17 protein-coding genes and 5 tRNA genes are annotated in these 24,433 nt (G+C 64.9%); 9 read left to right on the forward strand and 13 right to left on the reverse strand.

From position 1 onward, the window contains the following. Nucleotides 1-20: 20 nt before the first annotated feature. The 9 genes from HR9077_RS06595 to HR9077_RS06635 all read right to left on the reverse strand — a co-directional run bounded on the left by HR9077_RS06595 (nucleotide 21) and on the right by HR9077_RS06635 (nucleotide 6,910). On the reverse strand, nucleotides 21-1,943 hold the full coding sequence (locus tag HR9077_RS06595) for a PrkA family serine protein kinase (RefSeq protein ID WP_136066224.1): 1,923 nt from the start codon (nucleotides 1,941-1,943) through the stop codon (nucleotides 21-23). A 201-nt stretch (nucleotides 1,944-2,144) separates the two neighbouring features. Further along, nucleotides 2,145-3,209, reverse strand: a complete 1,065-nt coding sequence (locus HR9077_RS06600) for a threonine aldolase family protein (RefSeq protein WP_136066225.1) — start codon at nucleotides 3,207-3,209, stop codon at nucleotides 2,145-2,147. Nucleotides 3,210-3,361: 152 nt separating this feature from the next. Then, nucleotides 3,362-5,374, reverse strand: coding sequence for an NADPH-dependent 2,4-dienoyl-CoA reductase (locus HR9077_RS06605; protein ID WP_136066226.1), 2,013 nt, complete (start codon nucleotides 5,372-5,374; stop codon nucleotides 3,362-3,364). Between the two features lie 190 nt (nucleotides 5,375-5,564). Beyond that, nucleotides 5,565-5,641, reverse strand: a tRNA-Asp gene (locus HR9077_RS06610). 14 nt (nucleotides 5,642-5,655) lie between these two features. Then, nucleotides 5,656-5,732: transfer RNA gene (locus HR9077_RS06615), tRNA-Val, on the reverse strand. A gap of 41 nt (nucleotides 5,733-5,773) precedes the next feature. Then, nucleotides 5,774-5,850, reverse strand: a tRNA-Asp gene (locus tag HR9077_RS06620). A gap of 83 nt (nucleotides 5,851-5,933) precedes the next feature. Continuing rightward, a tRNA-Asp gene (locus tag HR9077_RS06625) sits at nucleotides 5,934-6,010 on the reverse strand. A gap of 20 nt (nucleotides 6,011-6,030) precedes the next feature. Continuing rightward, nucleotides 6,031-6,106: transfer RNA gene (locus HR9077_RS06630), tRNA-Val, on the reverse strand. Between the two features lie 81 nt (nucleotides 6,107-6,187). Further along, nucleotides 6,188-6,910, reverse strand: a complete 723-nt coding sequence (locus HR9077_RS06635) for an alpha/beta family hydrolase (RefSeq protein WP_168380901.1) — start codon at nucleotides 6,908-6,910, stop codon at nucleotides 6,188-6,190. 114 nt (nucleotides 6,911-7,024) lie between these two features. On the opposite strand from HR9077_RS06635, the gene hemN reads away from it, so the two are divergent. From hemN to hpxO, 3 genes are all read left to right on the forward strand, one after another. Further along, nucleotides 7,025-8,449, forward strand: coding sequence for an oxygen-independent coproporphyrinogen III oxidase (gene hemN / locus HR9077_RS06640; protein ID WP_136066227.1), 1,425 nt, complete (start codon nucleotides 7,025-7,027; stop codon nucleotides 8,447-8,449). A gap of 71 nt (nucleotides 8,450-8,520) precedes the next feature. After that, nucleotides 8,521-9,267, forward strand: a complete 747-nt coding sequence (fnr, locus tag HR9077_RS06645; protein ID WP_136066228.1) for a fumarate/nitrate reduction transcriptional regulator Fnr — start codon at nucleotides 8,521-8,523, stop codon at nucleotides 9,265-9,267. 106 nt (nucleotides 9,268-9,373) lie between these two features. After that, nucleotides 9,374-10,549 (forward strand): FAD-dependent urate hydroxylase HpxO, encoded by a 1,176-nt coding sequence (gene hpxO, locus HR9077_RS06650; RefSeq protein ID WP_136066229.1) that lies wholly within the window; start codon nucleotides 9,374-9,376, stop codon nucleotides 10,547-10,549. Nucleotides 10,550-10,635: 86 nt separating this feature from the next. Here hpxO and ttcA read toward each other — a convergent pair whose 3' ends face one another. The 3 genes from ttcA to HR9077_RS06665 all read right to left on the reverse strand — a co-directional run bounded on the left by ttcA (nucleotide 10,636) and on the right by HR9077_RS06665 (nucleotide 14,094). After that, nucleotides 10,636-11,508 (reverse strand): tRNA 2-thiocytidine(32) synthetase TtcA, encoded by an 873-nt coding sequence (ttcA, locus tag HR9077_RS06655; protein ID WP_136066230.1) that lies wholly within the window; start codon nucleotides 11,506-11,508, stop codon nucleotides 10,636-10,638. A 140-nt stretch (nucleotides 11,509-11,648) separates the two neighbouring features. Then, nucleotides 11,649-12,266 (reverse strand): 3'-5' exonuclease, encoded by a 618-nt coding sequence (locus HR9077_RS06660; protein WP_136066231.1) that lies wholly within the window; start codon nucleotides 12,264-12,266, stop codon nucleotides 11,649-11,651. 10 nt (nucleotides 12,267-12,276) lie between these two features. Next, a complete protein-coding gene (locus HR9077_RS06665; RefSeq protein ID WP_136066402.1) occupies nucleotides 12,277-14,094 on the reverse strand; it encodes a putative nucleotidyltransferase substrate binding domain-containing protein in 1,818 nt (605 codons plus the stop codon). A gap of 766 nt (nucleotides 14,095-14,860) precedes the next feature. On the opposite strand from HR9077_RS06665, the gene HR9077_RS06670 reads away from it, so the two are divergent. The 6 genes from HR9077_RS06670 (at nucleotide 14,861) to mntR (ending at nucleotide 23,443) form a co-directional block, all read left to right on the forward strand. Beyond that, entirely contained in the window at nucleotides 14,861-15,121 is a 261-nt protein-coding gene (locus HR9077_RS06670; RefSeq protein ID WP_136066232.1) for a DUF4212 domain-containing protein, read from the forward strand. Between the two features lie 6 nt (nucleotides 15,122-15,127). After that, a complete protein-coding gene (locus tag HR9077_RS06675; protein WP_136066233.1) occupies nucleotides 15,128-16,909 on the forward strand; it encodes a sodium:solute symporter family protein in 1,782 nt (593 codons plus the stop codon). Nucleotides 16,910-17,000: 91 nt separating this feature from the next. Continuing rightward, complete coding sequence (locus tag HR9077_RS06680; RefSeq protein ID WP_136066234.1) at nucleotides 17,001-17,516, forward strand: hypothetical protein; 516 nt, start codon at nucleotides 17,001-17,003, stop codon at nucleotides 17,514-17,516. A gap of 113 nt (nucleotides 17,517-17,629) precedes the next feature. Continuing rightward, complete coding sequence (locus HR9077_RS06685) at nucleotides 17,630-21,580, forward strand: hybrid sensor histidine kinase/response regulator (RefSeq protein WP_136066235.1); 3,951 nt, start codon at nucleotides 17,630-17,632, stop codon at nucleotides 21,578-21,580. Between the two features lie 155 nt (nucleotides 21,581-21,735). Further along, nucleotides 21,736-23,013 carry an Nramp family divalent metal transporter gene (locus tag HR9077_RS06690; RefSeq protein WP_136066236.1) on the forward strand — a complete coding sequence of 426 codons (1,278 nt, stop codon included), beginning with the start codon at nucleotides 21,736-21,738 and terminating at the stop codon, nucleotides 23,011-23,013. Between the two features lie 16 nt (nucleotides 23,014-23,029). After that, nucleotides 23,030-23,443, forward strand: coding sequence for a manganese-binding transcriptional regulator MntR (mntR, locus tag HR9077_RS06695; RefSeq protein WP_136066237.1), 414 nt, complete (start codon nucleotides 23,030-23,032; stop codon nucleotides 23,441-23,443). 108 nt (nucleotides 23,444-23,551) lie between these two features. Here mntR and HR9077_RS06700 read toward each other — a convergent pair whose 3' ends face one another. Further along, a complete protein-coding gene (locus tag HR9077_RS06700) occupies nucleotides 23,552-24,214 on the reverse strand; it encodes a response regulator (protein ID WP_136066238.1) in 663 nt (220 codons plus the stop codon). Between the last annotated feature and the right edge of the window lie 219 nt (nucleotides 24,215-24,433).

Raw genomic sequence — 24,433 nt, forward strand, 5'->3', positions numbered from 1 at the left:
CGTCGCCTGGGCAACTACCGTCAGTGCGACTTGCGCACGCGCAGATACCATTCGGACAACAATCGCACCTGCTTCTCGGTATACCCCCGATCGACCATCCGCGCGACGAAATCCTCATGCTTGCGCTGATCGGCCGCCGAGGCCTTGGCATTGAAGGAGATCACCGGCAGCAGTTCCTCGGTGTTGGCGAACATCTTCTGCTCGATGACCCCCTTGAGCTTCTCGTAGGACTGCCAGCTCGGGTTCATGCCGTTGTTCTGGGCCCGCGCGCGCAGCACGAAGTTGACCACCTCGTGACGGAAATCCTTGGGGTTGGAGATGCCCGCCGGCTTCTCGATCTTCTCGAGTTCCTCGTTGAGTGCCTGGCGATTGAACAGCTCGCCGGTCTCGGGATCGCGGTACTCCTGGTCCTGAATCCAGAAGTCGGCATAGGTCACGTAACGATCGAAGATGTTCTGGCCATACTCGCTGTAGGACTCGAGGTAGGCGGTCTGGATCTCCTTGCCGATGAAGTCGACATAGCGCGGCGCCAGGTACTCCTTGATGAAGCGCAGGTAGCGCTCGTGGACCTCCTTGGGCAGTTGCTCGTGCTCGAGGCGCTGTTCGAGGACATACAGCAGGTGCACCGGGTTGGCGGCCACCTCGTGGGAATCGAAGTTGAAGACCTTGGACAGGATCTTGAAGGCGAAGCGCGTCGACAGCCCGTCCATGCCCTCCTCGACGCCCGCGCTGTCGCGATACTCCTGGATCGACTTGGCCTTGGGGTCGGTATCCTTGAGATTCTCGCCGTCGTAGACGCGCATCTTCGAATAGATGCTCGAGTTTTCCGGCTCCTTGAGACGCGAGAGTATCGAGAACTGCGCCAGCAGCCGCAGGGTATCCGGCGCGCAGGGCGCTTCGTTGAGCGACGAATGCTCGAGCAGCTTCTTGTAGATGTTGATCTCCTCGGAGACGCGCAGGCAGTACGGCACCTTGACGATGTAGACGCGGTCGAGGAACGCCTCGTTGTTGCGGTTGTTGCGGAAGGTCTGCCACTCGCTCTCGTTGGAGTGGGCGAGCACCACCCCATCGAAGGGAATCGCCCCCATGCCTTCGGTGGGGTTGTAGTTGCCCTCCTGGGTGGCCGTCAGCAACGGATGCAGCACCTTGATCGGCGCCTTGAACATCTCGACGAACTCCATGATCCCCTGGTTGGCCTTGCACAGGCCGCCGGAGAAGCTGTAGGCGTCGGGGTCGTCCTGGGAATACAGTTCGAGTTGGCGGATATCGACCTTGCCGACCAGCGAGGAGATGTCCTGGTTGTTCTCGTCGCCGGGCTCGGTCTTGGACACGGCGATCTGATTGAGCCGCGAGGGATACAGGCGCACCACCCGGAACTGCGAGATGTCGCCGCCATACTCCTTGAGCCGCTTGGCCGCCCACGGCGACATCACGCTCCTGAGATAGCGCTGCGGAATGTTGTATTCCTTCTCGAGCAGCTCGCCGTCCTCCTCCGGCGAGAACAGCCCCAGCGGCGACTCGAAGACCGGCGAGCCCTTGATGGCGTAGAACGGAATGCGCTCCATGAGCAGCTTGAGCCGCTCGGCCAGCGACGACTTGCCGCCCCCGACCGGGCCCAGCAAGTAGAGGATCTGCTTGCGCTCCTCGAGCCCCTGGGCGGCATGCCGGAAATAGGCGACGATCTGCTCGATCGCCTCCTCCATGCCGTAGAACTCCGAGAAGGCGGGGTAACGCCGGATGACCTTGTTGGTGAAGATACGCGACAGGCGGGAGTCCTTCGACGTATCGATGACCTGGGGTTCGCCAATGGCCTGCAACATGCGCTCCGAGGCGCTGGCGTAGACGCCAGGGTCCTTGCGGCACAGTTCCAGGTACTCCTGCAGACTCATCTCTTCCTGCCGAGCCTGCTCGTAACGGCTCTGGACATGATCAAAGATGCTCATTGAGGCCTCCTTGGATCGCGACGCCCGGTCGCTGAAGGCAGACAGCGTTGTCGGGCCGGCTATTGATCAGCGTAGACGGATTGAAGCGCTGACGAGGGAGAGCTTGGCATGAGGTCTTTCAACGCAACCGCATGGCGCCCCGCTTTTTCTACTAAGAGCTTAGGGCGCCCCGTTTGGTTCGACGACGATTACGCGAATCGGTCAACCGACACTGGAATGCCCCGCCTCCAGCGCAAGGCGGATATCGTGCAGCAGGCCATCGAGCAGTTCCTGCGTGGTATTCCAGGCGCACACGAAGCGAGCGCCACCGGCACCTATGAAGGTATAGAAGGTCCAGCCGAGTTCGCGCAACCGGGCCAGCACCGCCGGCGGCAGCTTGACGAACACGCTGTTGGCCTGTGCCGGGAACATGAGCTCGGTGCCGGGCAACGCCGCCAGCCCCTCGGCCAGGTAACCGGCCATGGCGTTGGCGTGACTGGCGTTGTCCAGCCAGGCGCCGGTTTCGATGAGCCCCAGCCAGGGCGCGGCGATGAAGCGCATCTTGGACGCCAGCTGACCGGCCTGCTTGCAGCGGTAGTCGAAATCCTCGGCCAGCTCGCGGTTGAAGAAGACCACCGCCTCGCCCATCGGCAGGCCGTTCTTGGTGCCCGAGAAGCACAGCACGTCGACGCCGGCCTGCCAGGTCAGCTCGGCCGGCGAGGCATCGAGCGAGGCGCAGGCATTGGCGAAACGTGCGCCATCCATGTGCAGCCGCAGGTCGTGCTTGTCGGCCATCGCGCGAATACCGAGCAACTCGTCGCGGGTATAGACCGTGCCCACTTCGGTGGCCTGGGTGATCGAGACCACCCGCGGCTTGGGGTAGTGGATGTCGCTGCGCCGGGTGACCAGCCGCTCGATGCCCTCGGGGGTGAGCTTACCGTTCTCGCCGCTGGCGGTGAGCAGCTTGGAGCCGTTGGAGAAGAATTCCGGACCGCCGCACTCGTCGGTTTCGATATGCGCCAGCTCATGACAGATCACGCTGTGATAGCTCTGTCCCATCGCCGCCAGCGACAGCGAGTTGGCGGCGGTGCCGTTGAAGACGAAGAACACCTCGCAGTCGTAGTCGAAGAAGCCGCGAAAGCGATCCGCGGCGCGCTGAGTCCAGCTGTCGTTGCCGTAGGCGAGGTCGTCACAGGCGTTGGCCTTGAGCAGGTACTCCAACGCTTCGGGGCAGATGCCGGAGGTATTGTCGCTGGCCACGAAGCGTGGAGAGCAATCGGCGGACATGTCGGGTTCCTTTGAGGACTGTTATTGTTGCGGGCCACGACAGGGTGCCATCGCGACCCGGCGTCGGCGCGGGTAGCACGCGACATTAGTCTATCACCGTGCGCGACGGGTGCGAGCCGCCGCGCACGCCGCGCCCCGATTGTCCTCCCCCGCTAGATGGCCGCCGCCACCCGGGTGCCCTGGTCGATGGCCCGCTTGGCGTCGAGCTCGGCGGCCTCATCGGCGCCGCCGACCACCCGCACTGCCACGCCGGCCGCCTGCAGCGGCGCGAGCAGCTCGGTCACCGATTCCTGGCCGGCGCAGACCACGATGCTGTCGACCGCCAGGCAGCGCCGTTCGCCGTCGACGCGCAGCGTCAGCCCCTCGTCGTCGATGCCCAGGTACTCGCACCCCGCCCAGCTCTGCACGCCACGATGGCGCAATGCGGCGCGATGCACCCAGCCGGTGGTGGTGCCCAGCCCCTTGCCCGGCTTCGAGGTCTTGCGCTGCAGCAGATGGATCCGGCGCGGCGTCGCCGGTGCCGCCGCGGGCTTGAGACCGCCAGGGCCAGTGACCGTCAGGTCGACGCCCCATTCGGCGCACCAGGCGGCGGGGTCGAGCGCTGGATGTCCAGCATGACTCAAGAGTTCGGCGACGTCGAAGCCGATGCCGCCGGCGCCGATGATCGCCACCCGCCGGCCGACCCGCTCGGGATGGCGGATCGCCGTCGGGTAATCGATAACGCTGGGGTGATCGGCGCCGGGCAGCTCGAGCGCACGCGGGCGCACGCCGCTGGCCAGGATCACCGCATCGAAGGCGCGCAGCGACTCCACATCCGCGGCGGTATCGAGACGCACCTCGACGCCGTGACGCACGAGCATCTCGCGGAAATAGCGCAGCGTCTCGGCGAACTCCTCCTTGCCGGGGATGCGCCGGGCGAAGTTGAACTGGCCGCCGATGTCGGCCTCGCGCTCGAACAGCACCACCCGGTGGCCGCGCTGGGCCGCGGTCACCGCGCTGGCCAGACCCGCCGGTCCGGCACCGACCACCGCCACCGCCCCGGGCCTCGCCGCCGGCGTGATCGTCAGCTCGGTCTCATGGCAGGCGCGAGGATTGACCAGGCACGAGGTCAGCTTGCCCTGGAAGGTATGATCCAGGCACGCCTGATTGCAGGCGATGCAGGTATTGATCGCCGCGCTGTCGCCGTCGCGCGCCTTGCTCACCCACTGCGGGTCGGCGAGAAACGGCCGCGCCATCGACACCATGTCGGCATGGCCGTCGGCCAGCACCCGTTCGGCGACCTCGGGCATGTTGATGCGGTTGGTGGTGATCAACGGCACGCCGAGTTCGGCCTTCATGCGCCGGGTCACTTCGCTGAACACCGCCCGTGGCACGCTGGTGACGATGGTCGGCACCCGCGCCTCGTGCCAGCCGATGCCGGTATTGATCAGGCTCGCCCCGGCGGCCTCGACGGCGCGCCCCAGTGCGACCACCTCCTGCCAGGTGCTGCCCTCCTCGACCAGGTCGATCATCGACAGCCGGAAGATGATCAGGAACTCGTCGCCCAACGCCGCGCGGATACGCTCGACGATCGCCACCGGGAAGCGCATGCGATTCTCGAACGCCCCGCCCCATTCGTCGTCGCGGTGATTGGTACGCGCGCAGATGAACTGGTTGATCAGATACCCCTCGGAGCCCATCACCTCGACGCCGTCGTAGCCGGCCGCCCGGGCCAGCCGGGCGCACTCGATGTAGTCGGCGATCACCCGCTCGATCTCGTCGCCGCCGAGCGCGCGCGGCGGGTAGGGGTTGATCGGTGCCTGGATCGCCGAGGGCGCCACCAGATCGGGGGAATAGGCGTAGCGCCCCGCGTGCAGGATCTGCAGGCAGATGTGTCCGCCCTCGGCGTGAACGGCTTCGGTCACCACCCGATGCCGTTCGGCCTCCGCGGTGTCGGTCAGCCTGGCCGCGCCGTGGAAGACCGCCCCCTCGGCGCTGGGCGCGATGCCGCCGGTGACGATCAGCCCCACACCGGCGCGCGTGCGCTCGGCATAGAACGCCGCCAGCCGCGCGAAGCCATCCGGCGCTTCCTCGAGGTTGGTATGCATGGAGCCCATCAGAACGCGATTCGACAGGGTGATCGACCCCAGCGTCAATGGCTGGAACAGGTGCGGATAAGCGCTCACGGCGGCCCCTCGGCAGATTCAAACAACTGTATGAACAGTGTAGCGAATCGCCGCATGGAAACAATCGCGACCAAGGCCAAAGACGGTAGACGGTAGACGGTAGACGGTAGACGGAAGCAAGACAGGCTGGATGCGAGCGGGCTGCTCGGCAACGCGGGATGCGAGATGGCGAATGGCACAGTACAGGAAATGGCGGACCGGACGGGACTCGAACCCGCGACCTCCGGCGTGACAGGCCGGCATTCTAACCGACTGAACTACCGGTCCGCATTGCAACCGCGTGGTGGGTGATACTGGACTCGAACCAGTGACCCCCAGCATGTGAAGCTGGTGCTCTAACCAACTGAGCTAATCACCCGTCTGACACGAGATAAACGACCAACAGGACTTCGACAGACATGGCGGACCGGACGGGACTCGAACCCGCGACCTCCGGCGTGACAGGCCGGCATTCTAACCGACTGAACTACCGGTCCGCATTCGCGCATCGCGCTGTCACCGCGTTGATACGTAGCTGCCTGGTCAATCCGAAATCGCCGGGCGAAATCGGCACGAAAAATGGCGGACCGGACGGGACTCGAACCCGCGACCTCCGGCGTGACAGGCCGGCATTCTAACCGACTGAACTACCGGTCCGCATGTTTTCGCGACGTGAATGGTGGGTGGTACTGGGTTCGAACCAGTGACCCCCAGCTTGTAAGGCTGGTGCTCTCCCGACTGAGCTAACCACCCGGTCACGTGGCGCTGCATTCTACCGGGCAACGCTGGAATGTCAACGCCTTTCGGCGCCGAGACGGGGCAGGCGACCCCCCATCACGCCGACGCCGCCATGTGACGAGCCGTCACCACGGCGGCCTCGTCGATCAGCTCTTGCTGGCTACGCCCCGAGACGCGGCGCGGGCGCCAGTCATGCTCGCCGTCGGCGAGGAAATGCACCCCGGCAGAGCTCGGCAGTGTATAGCCGGCGACCTCGTCCTGGCTACCGAACGGATCCCGCGTGCCCTGAAGGACCAGCGTCGGACAGCGCAACGCCGGCCAGTGCGCCAGCCGCGTCCGCTCGGGCTTTCCCGGCGGGTGGAAGGGATAGCTGCACAGAATCAGCCCGGGAGCGCCCGCCTCGGCGGCGAGCAGGCTGGCGACCCGTCCACCCAGCGACTTGCCGCCCAGCCAGGCCGGCTTCAGCCCTTCGACGGTGACGGCCTCGCGCCATCGACGAAGCTCCTCGACCAGCCGCTCGACGCGAGGCGGTGGCCGGCGCCGCCGTTCCTCGCGCATGCGCTGCATGTAGGCGAACTCCAGCGCCAGGGTCTGCACGCCTTCGTCCGCCAGGGCCCGGCGCAGCCGCAGCATGAATGCCGCGTCCTGGCCCGCACCCGCGCCGTGCGCCAGCAGCAGGCGGCCGTGGCACGCCTCGCCGAGTTTTTCCAGCGGCCCCAGGCCGTCGACATAAAGCCGGGCGTCATCCGCACCCGCCAGGGCATCGGCCAGGGCATCGGGCGAAATCCACCGATAGTTCCACTGTCTATAAACGTCCATTTCGCTCCTTCGACATGCTGGCGCCCGGCATCCCGCGCGTTTGACCCAGGTCAGACGCTGGCCTGGCCGAGCTTTGTATGATGGCGTCATTGCTTCAGGCACGAGAGTCCATCCATGTCCGCCACCGCTGCCGATCCCCCTGCGACCGCCGCCTCGTCGGAGGCCCAGGATACGGCACTGATTCGCCGCTACGGCCACAACGGGCCGCGCAACACCACCTACCCCTCGGCGCTGGATTTCACCGACGAATTCGGCGCCAGCGACTTCACCGAGGCGCTCGAGACCAGCAACCAGCAGGCTAGGCCGCTGTCGATCCATGTTCACATCCCGTTCTGCCGCAAGCGATGTTTCTATTGCGTCTGCAACAGGACAGACATCACCGGCAACCGCCGCGCCGAGCCCTATCTGAGCCGGTTGGATCGAGAGATGACGCTGGTCGGTCGCCATCTGAGACCTGCACGCCCGGTCGAGCAACTGCACTGGGGCGGCGGTATGCCGACATTCCTGAACTTGTCCCAGATGAGCGACCTGATCGACCGGCTGCATGCCCGTTTCGGCCTGTCGAACGCCACCGATCGCGACTACGCCATCGAGATCGATCCGCGCGCCGCCGACGTGTTCATGCTGCGTCACCTCCAGGCGCTGGGCTTCAACCGCCTTAGCCTCGGCGTTCAGGATTTCGATCCGCGGGTACAGCGCGCGATCAACAGGGTCCAGTCCCGGTCACTGACCGAAAGCCTGGTAGACGAGGCTCAGCGGCTGGGTTTCGCCTCGCTGAATCTCGACCTGACCATCGGCCTGCCCCACCAGACCCGTGAAAGCTTCGCGACGACGCTGGAACAGATCGTCGAGTTGGCGCCGGCACGACTCTCGCTTTTCAACTGCGCGCACCGACCTAGGCGTTTCAAGGCCCCGCGGCACATCGATGCCAGCGCCTTGCCCGACGCAGAGGAGACGCTGGCGATCCTCGAAACCAGCCATCAGCGGCTCGCCGCGGCAGGCTATGTGCACATCGGCCTGGAGCACTACGCGCGAGCCGACGACAGCCTGGCCGTCGCCCAGCACGAGGGGCGTCTGCAGCATAACTTCCACGGCTACACCACCCATGGGCATTGCGACCTGGTGGGGCTGGGCGTGTCCGCGATCAGCCAGCTCGACGACTGCTACGCCCGTAACGCGACGCGCATGAACGATTATGCGGCGTCACTCGACGCCGGACGCCTGGCCACCCGCCGCGGGTTGCGACTGTCGTTCGACGGCCGGATCCGGCGCTTCGTCATCCAGCGCCTCATATGCGATCTGCGACTCGATCTGGGCGAGGTCAGCGAACGCTTCGCGATCGACGCGCCCGACTACTTCGCCGAGGCGCTGGAAGCGCTCGAACCCGCCCGGCGCGATGGGCTGCTGCAGCGCGACGGCGCCACGCTGGACGTCACGGCCTCGGGGCATCTGCTGCTGCGCCATCTGGCCATGCCCTTCGGCGCCCGGCCATCGGCCGAACCGTCCCGCCATTCACGGATTCGACGAGGCCGCTCATGAGCAGAAATTCGCTTTATTCTGCCCGAAGGCTGCTCCATAGTGACATGGGATCAACCGATCGGGAGACAGTCATGATCGATCATGCCGTTCAGGGACGGCGTTCACGCATGCAGCAGGCGCGCTGCCAGACGTGCAGCCTGAGTTCGCTGTGCCTGCCGCTGGCCCTCGAGCTGGATGAGATGGACAGCTTCGATGCAATCATCCGACGCCGCGCACCGCTCAAGCGCGGCGAGGCGCTGCTGCGCCAGGACGATGCGTTCACCAGCGTGTTCGCGGTGCGCTCGGGCAGCCTCAAGCAGCTCTCCAGCGAGGGTGACGGCGAGGACCAGCTGACCAATTTCTATCTGCCCAGCGAACTGGTAGGGCTCGATGGCATCGACGAACAGCGCTATCCCGGCAGCATCATCGCACTGGAAACCACCACCGTCTGCGAGATTCCCTTCGATCACCTCGACCAGCTCTCGGAACGCATGCCCGAACTGCGCAACCAGCTCTATCGCAGCATGAGCAAGGAGCTCCGCGACGATCGCCGCATGTTGCGGCTGTTGTCGCGCAAGACCGCCGACGAGCGCCTGGCCAGCTTTCTCGTCAATCTGTCGACGCGCTTCCGCCGCCGCGGTTACTCGCCCTACAGCTTCCGCCTGTCGATGGCACGCGCCGACATCGGCAGCTACCTGGGACTGGCGGTGGAAACGGTCAGCCGGATCATCGGCCGCTTTCAGCAGCAGGGGCTGGTCGAGATCCAGGGCCGCGAGGTCAACATCCTCGATTACCAGGCCCTGCAGGGCCTGGCCGAGGGCGAAGGCTGCCAGGCATAGCATTTCCAGGCACCGCGCCATCGCTTGGCATGGCACCCCGGGCGGTTCGGTCAGGTCGGGAGCCCGGCTTGCCGATCGCCTTCCAAGGACGACAACGGAACGCTTCATGGCAGCTTTGAACATTCTCGTCATCGGCGCCGGCATGGGCGGGCTGACCGCGGCACTGGCCCTGCAGCAGGCCGGACACCGAGTCAGCGTGGTCGACCGGGTCCACGAGCTACGTCCGGTGGGGGCGGCGATCTCGGTGTGGTCCAACGGCGTCAAGGTGCTAAGCCGGCTGGGTCTCGGCGAGGCCGTCGAACGTGTCAGCGGCGACATGCGCCACATGCGCTATGCGACCCAGTACGGCGAGCCGCTCACCGAATTCAGCCTCGCGCCGCTCTTTGAGGCGGTCGGCCAACGCGCCTGCCCGATCGCCCGCGCCGAATTGCAGCGACTGCTGCTCGACGCGGTGGGCGAGCGCCACGTGCGCCTGGGAGCCGCCTGCAGCGACTTCGACAGCGATGAGGAGGGTGTCACCGCCTATTTCGAGGATGGCAGCCGGCGGACCGCCGACCTGCTGGTGGTCGCCGACGGCACCCATTCGCGGCTGCGCGAGAAGGTGCTCGGCCAGGCCGTGGCGCGCCGCTACTGCGGTTACGTCAACTGGAACGTGCGGGTACCGGCAAGCGAAGACCTTGCCCCGCTCGACCACTGGGACCAGTACGTCGGCGATCATCAGCGGGTGTCGCTGATGCCGATGAGCGGTGACGCCGCCAACCCGGAGTTCTACTGCTTCTTCGACGTGCCGCTGCCGCCCGGAACCATCAGCGACCCGACACGCTACCGTGACGAGCTGCGCGAGCATTTCGCCGGCTGGGCCGAGCCGGTGCAGCGGCTGATCGAACGCTTCGACCCGGCGCAGATGGCCCGCGTCGAGATCCACGACATCGAGCCGTTGAGCCACCTGGTCGGCCAACGCGCAGCGATCCTTGGCGATGCCGCGCATGGCATGGCGCCCGATCTGGGCCAGGGCGGCTGCCAGGCGATGGAGGATGGCTGGGTGCTGGCCCGGGTGCTGGAGAATGCCGAGGGTGACGTTGCCGCCGCACTCAAGGCCTACGACGAGGCGCGCGTCGAGCGGGTCGGCGAGATCGTCAGCCGCGCCCGCAAGCGCGCCGAGACCACCCACGGCGCGGATCCAGCGGCGACCCGGGCCTGGTATGCCGAGCTCGCCGAGGAGGACGGCTCGAGCATCATGGGCGGCATCGAAAAGACCATCCGCGGCGGCCCGCTGGGCTGACTAGCCTTCGCAGCCCAGGCAAAACGGCCCGCCGGTAGACCGGCGGCCTCTGCTATTGTGTCTCGCGTTGTCTTTTGTGGCTTTGCTCAGAGGGCCAACAGGTCGAAGGCCTCGATGCGCCCCTCGTTCATGCGCCGCTGCTTGTCCTCGAGGCCCCGGAAATCGAACAGCTCACGATCGGCGAGCTGCGACGGCGCGACATTGGTGACCGCCTTGAACATCGTCTCCAGTCGTCCGGGGTGCTTGTGCTCCCAGTCGGCAAGCATCTCCTTGATCACCTGGCGCTGCAGGTTGGGCTGCGAGCCGCACAGATTGCAGGGAATGATCGGGAATTCCATCAGCCGCGCGAACTCGGCGATGTCCGCCTCGCGGCAGTAGGCCAACGGACGGATGACGATGTTCCTGCCGTCGTCGGAGAGCAGCTTGGGCGGCATCGACTTGAGCGAACCGCCATAGAACATGTTGAGAAACAGCGTCTCGAGGATGTCCTCGCGATGGTGCCCCAGCGCCACCTTGGTCGCACCGATCTCCTCGGCGTAGCCATACAGCGAACCGCGCCGCAGCCGCGAGCACAGCGAGCAGGTGGTCTTGCCCTCGGGCGTCTTCTCCTTGACCACCGAGTAGGTGTCGCGCTCGAGGATATGGTAGGGCACGCCGATGCCGTCCAGGTACTCGGGCAACACGTGCTCGGGGAAGCCGGGCTGCTTCTGATCGAGATTGACCGCCACCAGTTCGAAGTCGACCGGCGCGTTGCGCTGCAGATTGCGCAGGATCTCGAGCATGGTGTAGGAGTCCTTGCCCCCGGACAGGCAGACCATCACCTTGTCGCCGTCCCGGATCATCGCATAGTCGATGATCGCGTTGCCGACCTGGCGACGCAGGCGCTTCTGGAGCTTGTTGAACTCGCGTTTGGGGGTACTTTGGGAAGTCCCCTGGGGAGAACCGGTAGATGCTTGCATGGGTCGAACGACACGCAGGGATATGAAGGCGCGCCCATGCTACCACCGTGCCCGACGACTTGCGATGCTCCCGGGAGACTGGCCGGGGCCAGCGCAGCTGGCAATGGCGGCCCACGGAAAACGGGTTGCGACGCGCCTTCCTAACCCGCGGCCAGCGCGCCCTTCTTCAGGCGTACGTACATCAGCGCCGTGGTCACGGCATCGCCAAGCGCGGTATGACGCCCCATGACCGGCACCTTGAGCGCCTCGGCAACCGTCTCGAAACTCACCGTCGGCTCCAGTTGCGGCCGCGTTCGGCGCATCTCGCGCAGGTAGATCTGGGTCATGTCGAGGCACACGTTGGGCAGATCGAAGCCGAACAGCGGCCGCAGATGGCGATTGATCACCGCCAGGTCGTAATCGATGCACCAGCCCAGCAGCGGCCGGTTGCCGATGAAGTCGAGGAATTTCTCCAGTGCGTCGCTCAGCGACTCGCCATCGCTCAGATCGACTCCGCGCAGACGATGAATCTTGATTGAATCGCCGCTCAGGCTGGCGGGCCGCTGCAGCCGCAGATCCAGCGAGTCACTGGTCAGCACCCGCTCGCCCTTGATGCGCACCGCGGCGATCGAGACCAGTTCGGCGGTCTTGGTGTCGAGGCCGGTGGTCTCGCAGTCGATGGCCACCGTCTCCTCGCCGGTGTAGGGGTTGAACAGCCAGCCGTAGCGACCATCGGCTTGCCGGCGGCGGTCAGCCACACGGCGCAGGGAACGTATCATCGCAGCCTCGTCAGTATTCGAGATGGAAACGGTGGGTCAGGCGTTGCTGGAAATCCTTGACGATATGCAGCGCCTCGCGCAGCAGGTCGCGCTCCAGCGATGACAGGTTCTGGACCACCACCAGATTGGGTTCGTCGCTGTTCTGCCGGCCGTTGAGCTGGGCCAGCTGCTGCTTGAGGCGCAGCTCGGTGAACAGTGCCAGCGCCTCGCCGAGGTCCGCGGCGAAGTCCGCCTCCAGCCGCCCCTGTTCGGCCAGCAACTCCAGCCGGGCCAGGGTCGATGTCGCGGTGATGCGGCATTCCAGTGCCAGGGTGCGCACCCCGTGCACGATCGGAAAGATGCCTCCCTTCTTGATATCGATACCGTGGCGGGGTTTCTTGAGCGTGCCGAACAGGGTCAGCGGCGCGGCGAAATGCAGCGCAGCCCGGGCAAAGTGCGACAGCAGCAGTTCATCGCGGGAACAGCTTTCGAAGAGATGCCCGCGCAGGCGCTCCAGCAAGCGGATATCGCCGGCCACGCCATGGGCGTCGAGCATGATCGCCAGGTTCATCAGCGAGTCGCCGTCGCGGCGCTCGGCCCAGCCGGTGATCGTCCTTCGCCAGCCGCTTTCACTATTCACCCAGGCCGGATTCGAGACCATGATATTGCCCGGACAGGGCGGGTAGCCCAGCGTATAGAGCGTTTCGGTGAAACGCTGCATGGCGGCGGCGCAGTACGGCCAATCGCTGTCATCGGCGACGATCAGCGCATTGTCCTGATCGGTCTTGAGGATCTGCTCGCCACGCCCTTCACTGCCCATCACCAGCAGACAACTCTGGCTCCGGTAACTCGGCTCGACCAGAAACTGGAATGCCTTGTTGACGATGCGCCCGTTGAGCGCCGCCAGCAGGTCCATGGCGAACCTGAGCTTGACCCCCTGGGCCATCAGGGCCTGGACCAGCCCCGGCAGCCGCGCGCTGGCACGAGCCAGGGCCTCGAGGTCGTCGGCCTGTTCGAGCTCGAGGCTGACCACGTAGGAGCGGCTGGAGAAATAGCTGAGCACGTCGGTCAACTCGACCACGCCGACCGGCCGGCCGCGCTCGACCACCACCACTCGGGCGACCTCATGGCGAGTCATCTGCACCAGGGCTTCGAACAGGTACTGGTCGGGGCCGACGGAAACCAGCTCGAAGTGAGCGATACCCACCACCGGACGTTCCTGGGTCGCGCCCTCCACCACCAACGCATCGAGCAGGTCGGTCTTGGTCACCACGCCGAAGCGGTCGTCCCTGGCAACCAGCAGGCTGTCGGCATGGCTCTCGTTGAGCCGTGCCACCGCAGCGGCAATGCTGGTGGCCGCCTCGACGATCAGCGGTGCCCGCATGCACTCGCTGATGCGTGCGAGCATGAAGCCGGCCATGTTCACGCCGCTCTCGACACGCCGTTCGGCCAACAAGCGGGTCTTCTGCGCCAGCCCCCGGCGGAAGAACTCGGCGAAGGCCGGGTAGTCGTCGCACAGGCGCTCGAACAGCGCCTTGGGCATCAGGTAGCAGAGACTTTCCTGGTCGGCCTTGAAGCGATAGCGACTGGTGCCGTTGAGGATGCTGATGGCGCCGAACAGGTCGCCGGCCGTGTAATGACCGATGCGCGACTGGGAATCCGGCGCATGAGGATCGAACTCGGCGACTTCGCCCTTGTGGATGAGATACACGAACTCGCCGGGCTGGCCAGCCTCGAGGATGACCTCGTCGCTATCGAAATAGGCCAGGTCGACGCCACTGAGCACACGCTCGCGCCCGACCCCGTCGAGCAACGTGAAAGGTGGCTGTGAGAGGTCGATATCGACCATCATGCAGCCCTCGTCATGTCGGTCCCGCGCCATCGCGTGGCCTTGGCGGTCAGGCCGCCGTTCCCGGCAATGGTCTGCTCGTGCTGCCGCGTCGTTTCAATCACGTGGGTTTTCATCCTTGAGCAAGGCGCCATGCAGTCAACACATAGGCGAAAGTTCAATATCAATGACGTTTCGCTTACTCTTTCCCGACCTGTGTCATCATTGCGGTCATTCAACGAATGTCTTGTTCCGCGCATCGACACGACTTGGCGACAGTTACCTCATCGACTCAGGATAACAACTCACTGCTTTCCGACAAAAGATAGACTATCGATCTACACGCCCCCACCTAGACTATTGTCCCATGTATTCCTGCCTAGACCATCGTCCTATAGGTAGTGCCGCACAAGCCTGACAGACTTGCCCATATATAAACAAGACACTGTTTTTAAACAGGAATATTTAATCAGCATTTCCTCATGATACTAAGGTAGAGGATTTTACTTTTTGCTTTTGTTGCCCAATATTGCTGATGAGTCACACAGGGCAATCGCACGTCGATAATGCGCCTGGACAACGGATCATGACATGACGGGAAGACGACCTTAGTCGCGCAAGAATGAACGACCGGATAGCGCTCAACCGGTCAAACCATCTCCCGGCGCGACCTGCGTCAGCTACCCAAAGAGTTCATGATGAGCGTTGTTGTAGACGAGCGATTGCCCTGCTGGGTCAATATAACTTCATAGCCACTTCCCATCCCCAATACGCGGAGAGCAACAATATGGCAGATGACAAATCCAATGCTGCTGCCTACTGGAAGGCGAACCTTCGCCTGATAACCGGCTGCCTGATCGTCTGGGCACTGGTGTCCTATGGCTGCGCTATCCTGCTGCGCCCCCTGCTCATGGGCATCCCCGTCGGCGGTACGGACCTGGGGTTCTGGTTCGCACAACAGGGGTCCATCCTGACCTTCATCGGCTTGATCTTCTTCTATGCCTGGAAGATGAATCGGCTGGATAAGCAATTCGGCCTCGGGGAGTAAGCCGGCATGAGTCAATTCGCAATCAACGTCCTCTTCGTGGGCGCCTCCTTCGCCCTGTATATCGGCATCGCGATATGGGCCAAGGCCGGCTCGACCAAGGATTTCTACGTCGCTGGCGGCGGGGTCCACCCCATCACCAACGGCATGGCGATCGGTGCCGACTGGATGTCCGCGGCCTCGTTCATCTCCATGGCGGGCCTCATTGCCGCCGGCGGCTATTCCAACTCGACCTTTTTGATGGGCTGGACCGGGGGCTACGTGCTGCTGGCCATGCTGCTGGCCCCCTACCTGCGCAAGTTCGGCAAGTTCACCGTACCCGAGTTCATCGGCGACCGTTTCTACAGCAGGACGGCGCGCATGGTAGCGGTAATCTGCCTGATCGTGGCCTCGGTCACCTACGTCATCGGTCAGATGGCCGGCGCCGGCGTGGCCTTCTCGCGCTTCCTCGAAGTCGATGCGACCACCGGCCTGATCATCGCCGCCGTGGTGGTGTTCTTCTATTCGGTGCTGGGGGGCATGAAGGGGATCACCTATACCCAGGTGGCCCAGTACATCGTGCTGATCATCGCCTACACCATTCCGGCGGTGTTCATCTCGCTGGAGCTGACCGACAACCCGATACCGGCGCTGGGCCTGTTCTCCGACCATAACGCCTCCGGCGAGCCACTGCTGGCCAAGCTCAACGAAGTGGTCACTGCGCTGGGCTTCAACGAGTACACGGCGATGGTCGACAACAAGCTGAACATGGTGCTGTTCACCCTGTCGCTGATGATCGGTACCGCCGGCCTGCCCCACGTCATCATCCGCTTCTTCACCGTACCCAAGGTGGCCGACGCACGCTGGTCCGCCGGCTGGGCGCTGGTGTTCATCGGCCTGCTCTACCTGACCGCACCGGCCGTGGCCTCGATGGCACGCCTCAACCTGGCGACCACCATCTACCCCGACATGGCCGGCCAGGTCGAGAACTACGAGGACGCCGCCGCCAACCCCATCGCCTACGCGGACCGCCCCGAGTGGATCCGCACTTGGGAGGAGACCGGGCTGATCACCTTCGAGGACAAGAACAACGACGGCAACATCCAGATGTACAACGGCTCGGCCGACTTCTCCGGCCGCGGCTGGGAGGGCAACGAACTGGAGGTCAGCAACGACATACTGGTACTGGCCAACCCCGAAATCGCCAATCTGCCCGGCTGGGTGGTCGGCCTGATCGCCGCAGGCGGCCTGGCCGCAGCGCTGTCCACAGCGGCCGGGCTATTGCTGGCGATCTCCTCGGCGATCAGTCATGACCTGATCAAGGGGGCGATCAATCCCAGGATCACCGAGAAGGGCGAACTGCGGGCCGCGCGTATCTCGATGTCCGTGGCCATCGTCGTCGCCACCTATCTCGGCGCCAACCCGCCCGGGTTCGCCGCCCAGGTCGTGGCGCTGGCCTTCGGCATCGCCGCCGCCTCGCTGTTCCCGGCACTGATGATGGGGATCTTCTCCAAGCGGGTGAACAACAAGGGGGCGATCGCCGGGATGCTCTCCGGCCTGATCTTCACCCTGATCTACATCTTCGTCTACAAGGGCTGGTTCTTCATCCCCGGCACCAACAATCTGCCGGACGATGCCGCCAACTGGGTGCTGGGCATCTCGCCGCTGTCCATCGGCGCCGTGGGGGCCATCATCAACTTCGCCGTGGCCTTCCTGGTCGCCAACGCCACCGAGGAACCGCCGCAGGAAATTCAGGACCTGGTGGAGAGCGTGCGCTATCCCAAGGGGGCTGGTACCGCGGTCGACCACTGAGCGATAATGCAACCCTGACGAGTCAGCTCGCTGGCTCCAATCGAATCGGGCTTCCCAGTGGGAAGCCCGATTCTTTGAGCAAGGACCCACTATGATATGGCATTTGGTCGCGGCGGCCTTCGCTGGCCTGGGTGCGGCAGGCGTGGCCCTGCTGCTGCGCTTTCTCAGCGGCAAGCGCCTGCCGCGCTGGATCGTTCCGGTCTGTGCGGGGCTGGGCATGCTGGCCTACCAGATCAACTACGAATACGCCTGGTACGGTTATAAAAAGCAGCAGTTACCCGAATCGGCGCAGGTCATATCGACCGAAAAGAGTCGGATGCCGTGGCGCCCCTGGACCTATCTCTACCCGTTGACCACGGCGTTCAGCGTGGTCGATCGGGAGAACCTGGTCGCCTCGCGGACCGACGGCGAACGCCTGGTCGAATTCATCCTCTACCGGTTCGAAAGAGCGTATCGCGACCTGCTGACGCATCAGGCGTACCTGATGAATTGCACGACACGGGAGATGGTGCCGCTCGCCGGTGAAAGCCGCCAGCCCGACACCGCGCGCTTGCGACGCCTCGAGCGCGACGCCCCGCTGTTCCAGGCGCTATGCGCCGATGACTGACAAGGCGCACCGCCGGGCGTCCAGCCCTCGGACGACGACGTAACAGCCTGGCCCGCTACTGCCCTCGAGACCGGCATTGTCCTAGAATGGCCGCAGATCAAGGGAGAGTACTCATGTTTCCAGGCTGGCTGCTGATCGCCGTCTCGCTGTTTTACATCGCCATCCTGTTTTTCATCGCCTGGCGTGGCGACCGCAATGCGCGCCGCCATGGTCCGGCCAATCGACGCCCGGTCATCTACAGCCTGGCGCTGGCCATCTACTGCACCTCCTGGACCTACTACGGCGCCGTCGGCCAGGCCGCCACCTCGGGCTGGTCGTTCGCCAGCATCTTCGTCGGTCCGCTGCTGACCTTCCTGCTGTTCTGGCCGGCGCTGGCCAAGATGATCCGCGTCGCCAAGCGCCAGAACGTCACCTCGATCGCCGACTTCATCGCCTCGCGCTACGGCAAGACCCAGTCGCTGGCGGCCTTCGCCAGCCTGGTGGCGCTGATCGGCACCCTGCCCTACATCGCCCTGCAGTTGAAGGCCGTGTCCGCCGCCTTCACGGTGCTGACCGCCTCGACCGACATGACCCGCGCGCCGCTGTTCGCCGATACCGCCTTCTACGTCGCCGCGGTCATGGCGTTGTTCGCGATCCTGTTCGGCACCCGTCATACCGACGCCACCGAACACCACGAGGGGCTGATCCACGCCATCGCCTTCGAGTCGGTGATCAAGCTGGGCGCCTTCATGACCCTGGGCGCCTACGTCACCTGGGGCGTGTTCGACGGCATGGGCGACATGCTGACCCGCGCCGACGGCTTCCTGCAGCTTCAGCGCCAGCTCACCGAGCAGGACTTCGGCCAGAGCTTCTGGGCCCAGACCCTGCTGGCGATGCTGGCGATCTTCTGCCTGCCGCGGCAGTTCCACGTCACCGTGGTCGAGAACACCCATAGCGACGATGCCGCCCGGGCGCGCTGGCTGCTGCCCGTCTACCTGGTGGCCTTCGCCATCTTCGTGCTGCCGCTGGCCGCCGCCGGGCTGACACTGTTCCCCGATGGCAGCGTCGAGCCCGACACCTTCGTGCTGGCGTTGCCGATCGCCCTGGACAACCCGCTGTTGACACTGCTGACCTTCATCGGCGGCTTCTCGGCGGCCACCGGCATGGTCATCGTCGCCACCGTGGCGGTGTCGATCATGATCTCCAACGAGATCGTCATTCCGCTGTTGTTCCGGCTGCGCTGGTTCGACACCAAGGCCCGCGATTACGGGCGGCTGGTGCTGCGCGCGCGGCGCGTGACCATCGTGGTGATCCTCGCGCTGGCCTACGTCTTCTACCAGCTGATCGCCGAGTTCAGCTCGCTGGCCTCGACCGGCATGCTGTCGTTCGCCGCCGCGGCGCAGTTCGCTCCGGCGCTGCTCGGCGGGCTCTACTGGAAGCGCGGCAACCGTCTCGGGGTGATCGCCGGGATGAACGTGGGCTTCGCGATCTGGGCCTACACTCTGCTGCTGCCGGCGTTGATCAATGCCGGCGTGGTGCCCGGCGGCTGGCTCGCCAACGGCCCGCTGGGCATCGAATGGCTGGCTCCCGACCGGTTGTTCTCGCTCAACATCGGCAGTCCCTTCACCCACGGCGTGATGCTGTCGCTGGGTCTCAACCTGTTCTGCTACATCTTCGTCTCGCAGATCACCCCGCAGCGGGTAGTCGAGCGCATCCAGGCCTCGCTGTTCGTCGACAGCGTCGAGACCCGTCAGACCTCGATCAACCGGCCCTGGACCGGCGCCACCACGGTGGGCGATCTCAAGGTGCTGTGCGAACGCTTCCTGGGTGCCGGCCAGGTGGAGCGCGCCTTCGACGACTACGCGCTGCGCAACGGCCAGACTCTGGATCACAATACCCGCGCCTCGATCGACGTGATCCAGTTCACCGAACGTTTCCTGGCCTCGGTGCTCGGCGCCTCCTCGGCGCGCATCGTCGTCAACTCGGCCCTGCAGGGCCGCGGCATCGGCATCTCGGACGTCATCTCGATCGTCGACGAAGCCTCCCAAGTGCTCGAGTTCAACCGCGCGCTGCTGCAGGCGACCATCGAGAACATCAACCAGGGCATCAGCGTGGTCGACCAGAACCTGCGCCTTGTGGTCTGGAACCAGCGCTACCTGGAACTGTTCCGCTTTCCCGACCACCTGATACGGGTCGGCGCGCCGTTCGACAAGGTGCTGCGCTACAACGCCCTCAACGGCGAATACGGGCCCGGCGACCCCGAGGAGCACGTCGAGCTGTTGATGGACAATATCCGTCAGGGCCATCCGCACCGCTATATACGCTATCGCCAGGACGACAGCGTGCTCGAGGTGCAGGGCAACCCGATGCCCGGCGGCGGCTTCGTCTATACCTACCAGGACATCACCCAGCAGAAGCGCACCGAGGAAGCGCTGATCCGCTCCGAGAACAACATCCGCATCTACACCGACAACGTGCCGGCGCTGATCGCCTACTTCGACAAGGAATACCGCTACCTCTTCACCAACCGCGCCTACGAGCAGGTCTTCAACGTCGATCGCAACGCGGTGATCGGCGAGCGCGTCGACAACGTCATCCCGGCCGCCGTGGCCCGCGAACGCATGCCCTGGATGCATCGCGCGCTGGAGGGCGAGAGGGTCAACTTCGAGGTTTCGCTGGACGACGATGGCGGCACCCGCTACCTGCTGGTCACCTATACGCCACACTTCGGCGACAGCGGCGGGATACTCGGCTTCTTCGCGCTCTACCAGGACATCACCGAGCGGCGCCTGGCCGAGATCGCCCTCAAGGAGACCAACGAGAATCTCGAGGAGCGCGTGCGCGAGCGCACCCAGGCCTTGTCGGAAGCCAACGCCGCGCTGCGCCAGGAGAACCGCGTGCGCGCCGAGGCCGAGCAGGCGCTGCGCCAGGCCAAGCAGGTCGCCGAGGACGCCAACACCTCGAAGACCCGCTTCCTGGCCGCCGCCAGCCACGATCTGCTGCAGCCGCTCAATGCCGCGCGGCTGTTCACCTCGGCGCTGTCGCAGGAGGAGCTGTCCAGCGATCATTCGCGAACCCTGGGGCATATCGACAACTCGCTGCAGGCCGCCGAGGAACTGCTCAGCACCCTGCTCGATATCTCCAAGCTGGACGCCGGCGCGCTGACACCGCGTCGCAGCCACTTCGCGCTGGCCGACATCTTCCGCCCGCTGCGCGCCGAATTCGAGGTGATGGCCGACGAACGCGGCCTCGACCTGGTGGTGGTGCCCACCGACAAGTGGATCGACAGCGATGCACAGATGCTGCGCCGCATCGTGCAGAACTTCCTCTCCAACGCGCTGCGCTACACCCAGCACGGCCGCGTGCTGCTGGGCTGCCGGCGCCGTGCCGGGGGGCTGGCGATCGAGGTCTGGGATACCGGCCCGGGAATCCCCGACTCCAAGCAGGCCGAGATCTTCCAGGAGTTCCGGCGCCTCGATCAGGCCTCGCGTCACAAGGAGAGCGAGAAGGGCCTGGGCCTGGGGCTGTCGATCGCCGACCGCATGAGTCGGGTGCTCGAGCACCCGCTCAAGGTGCGCTCGTGGGAGGGCGTCGGCACGGTGTTCTCCGTCGAGGTGCCGCTGGTCAGCGCCCAACAGGCGGCCAGGGCCAGCGAGGAGCCACCCAAGAGCCGCGCCAGCAACAAGCTCAAGGGCACGCGCATCCTGTGCATCGACAACGAAACGCTGATCCTCGAGGGCATGAAGGCGATGCTGACCGGCTGGGGCTGCGAGGTGTTCACCGCCACCTCGATCGGCGGCGCCAAATCGGTGCTTCGCCACCTCGACGACGATCCCGATGCCATCCTCGCCGACTATCACCTCGACAACGAGGTCACCGGCCTGATGGCCCTCGAGGCCCTGCTCGAGCGCTGCCATGGACCGGTGCCGGGCATCGTGATCACCGCCGACCGCACCGAGGAGGTCGCCGAGGAGATCAAGCGCGGCGGCTATCAACTGTTGCTCAAGCCGGTGCGTCCCGCCGCGCTGCGCGCTCTGCTGACGCGGACCCTGCAGGCCAGTCGCGCCGCGCGTCAGGACACCTAGCCGCCGCAGGCCTTGTCGCGCCGAATCGATAGCTTTTGCCAATCGATTCTTTCCCGAACGCCTATTGGCCCTCGTGAAGACTTCCAATTAACCTATGGACTAGTTATTAACTGCGGTTAATCAACCCCCGACATCAGTCAGTCAAGAGTCTCACGATGCTGCAATCGATCTCCGACACGGCTATTCGCGACAAGGCGGCCCTTGCTCTGCGCGGCAAACGCCGGCGCTGGGGCTGGACACCGTTCTTCGGTCCGGCGCTGATCGCCGCCGTGGCCTATATCGACCCCGGCAACTTCGCCACCAATATCGAGGCCGGATCGCGTTACGGCTATGCGCTGTTGTGGGTCGTGCTGACCGCCAATCTGATGGCGATGCTGATCCAGACGCTGTCGGCGCGCCTGGGCCTGGCCACCGGCCGCAACCTGCCGCAGGTCATCCGCGCCCGCTATCCGCGCCCGCTGGTGTGGTTCTACTGGGTCCAGGCCGAGATCGTCGCCATCGCCACCGACCTCGCCGAGTTCCTGGGCGCGGCGCTGGCCTTCAACCTGCTGTTCGGCCTGTCGCTGATGGAGGGCGCGCTGCTGACAGGGGCGATCACCTATCTGGCCCTGCACCTGCACCGCCATGGCTTCCGGCTGATGGAAATTCTCATCGGCTCCATGATCATCGCCGTCGCGTCGGGCTTCCTGCTCGAGATGGTGCTCAGCCGACCGGCCGTCGAACCGCTGCTCAAGGGCCTGCTGGTGCCCGGCTTCCCGGATGGCTATTCGCTCTACCTGGCGGCGGGGATACTCGGGGCAACCATCATGCCGCATGTCATCTACCTGCATTCGGCGCTATCGCAGGACCGCATCAAGGTCACCGACGACGCCCAGCGCCTGCGGCTCATGAAGTATTACCGCCTCGATGTGATCATCGGCATGGCGATCGCCGGGCTGGTCAACCTGAGCATGCTGGCGATGGCCGCCGCGGTATTCCACGCCCAGGGGCGCGTCGACATCGCCACCATAAGCGATAGCTACAAGCTGCTCGCGCCGATGATGGGACAGGTGACCGCCAGCCACATCTTCGGCGTGGCGTTGCTGCTGGCCGGCCTGTCGTCGTCGATCGTCGGCACCCTGTCGGGCCAGGTGATCATGCAGGGATTCGTCAACTTCACGATCCCGATCTGGCTGCGGCGGCTGATCACCATGGTTCCGGCACTGGTGGTGATCATGCTCGGCGTCTCCGAACAGAAGGCACTGGTCGCCAGCCAGGTGATTCTCAGCTTCGGCATCCCGTTCGCCCTGCTACCTCTGCTATGCTTTACGGCCAACCGCAGGATCATGGGCAATCTGGTCAATCACAAGGCCGTGACCCTGATCGGCGGCGTCATCTGCACGTTGATCATTGTCCTCAATGCCTATGTGCTGTTTTTCACCCTCGCGGGTTAACCGAGCCAGGTCCTGAATGAACTCACTGCCCAAACATGAATATTTCAAGCGCGTGCGGCAGGACCATCAGACCGAGCTGGTCGAGGATTACGTGGAAGAGATCGCTCACCTGCATGCCAAGCTCGGCGAGGCGCGCGCCAGCGATCTCGCCGAGTGCTTCGGGGTCAGCGCGGCCGCCGTCTCCAAGGTGATCGCCAAGCTCAAGCGCGACGGTCTGGTGATCGCCCGCCCCTATCGCGGCATCTTTCTGACCGCCCAGGGCGAGGGGTTGGCCGAACGCGTCGCCCAGCGCCATCGCGTGGTACTCGATACCTTGCGTGCGCTGGGCGTCCCCGAGGAGGTGGCCCGGGCCGACTCCGAAGGCATCGAGCATCATTGCAGCGAGGAGACGGTGGCCGCCATGCGTGAGTTCCTCGAGCGCCAGCGCTGAGCGATGGCCCCAGCCACGCCGTGAAAAGGCCGCCCCCACTGAAAGCGGCGGCGGCCTTTCACGTTACCGGGCGAGTCGCGGCGGACCTATCGAGTCACCCGCTGACGCTCATGACTCGACCTTGGGCGGCTCGACCTCGAGCTTCTGCGCGGCGATCACCGCCTGGGTCCGCGAATGCACCCCCAGCTTGCGCAGAATCGCCGTGACGTGTGCCTTGATGGTCGCCTCGGAGACGCTGAGCTCGTAAGCGATCTGCTTGTTGAGCAACCCCTCGGTGAGCATGTTGAGCACACGGAACTGCTGCGGGGTCAGCGAGGCGATCGCTTCGGCGAAACGGGTGTCCTCCTCGTCGGACTCGCCGAGCACGCTGGCCAGCGATTCGGGCAGCCAGATCTCGCCACCGAGTATCTCACTGACCGCCGCGGCGATTTCGCTCAACGAGGACGATTTGGGAATGAATCCCGAGGCGCCGTAATCGATGGCACGACGCACCACATGCGGCTCGTCGCTACCCGAGATCACCGCCACCGGGATTTCCGGGGTCTGACCGCGCAACTGGATCAACCCCGAGAAACCGTGCGCGCCCGGCATGTGCAGGTCGAGTAGAATCAGGTCGGCATCGGGATGACGCGTCACCACCTCGGTCGTCGCATCCATGGTATCGGATTCGACGATCTCGGCCTGTGGCGCGACCTGTCGCAGCGCCTGGGTCAATGCCGCACGAAACAGCGGGTGATCATCGGCGACGATAAATTTCTGGGCAAAAGCCATTGAGTCTCCTCCGGATCCTCCTGCAGCGAGCCGTCGCGTCGGGAACTCTTCGCGGCCGGACCTGTCGCCTAGGGTGACTGGCATGTTACCCCATGCCCACGCCGATTCCCAAGCATAGCGAAGCCCCCTGTCAACGCTCGCGATCGGCCATGAAAAAGCCGGCCCCTGAAGGCCGGCGAGAGATGCCAGAAACCGTCGCCGAGCTGGCGTGCCCCCCAC

Origin of the sequence: Modicisalibacter radicis, assembly GCF_900961225.1 — a bacterium.
Taxonomy (GTDB): Bacteria; Pseudomonadota; Gammaproteobacteria; order Pseudomonadales; family Halomonadaceae; genus Modicisalibacter.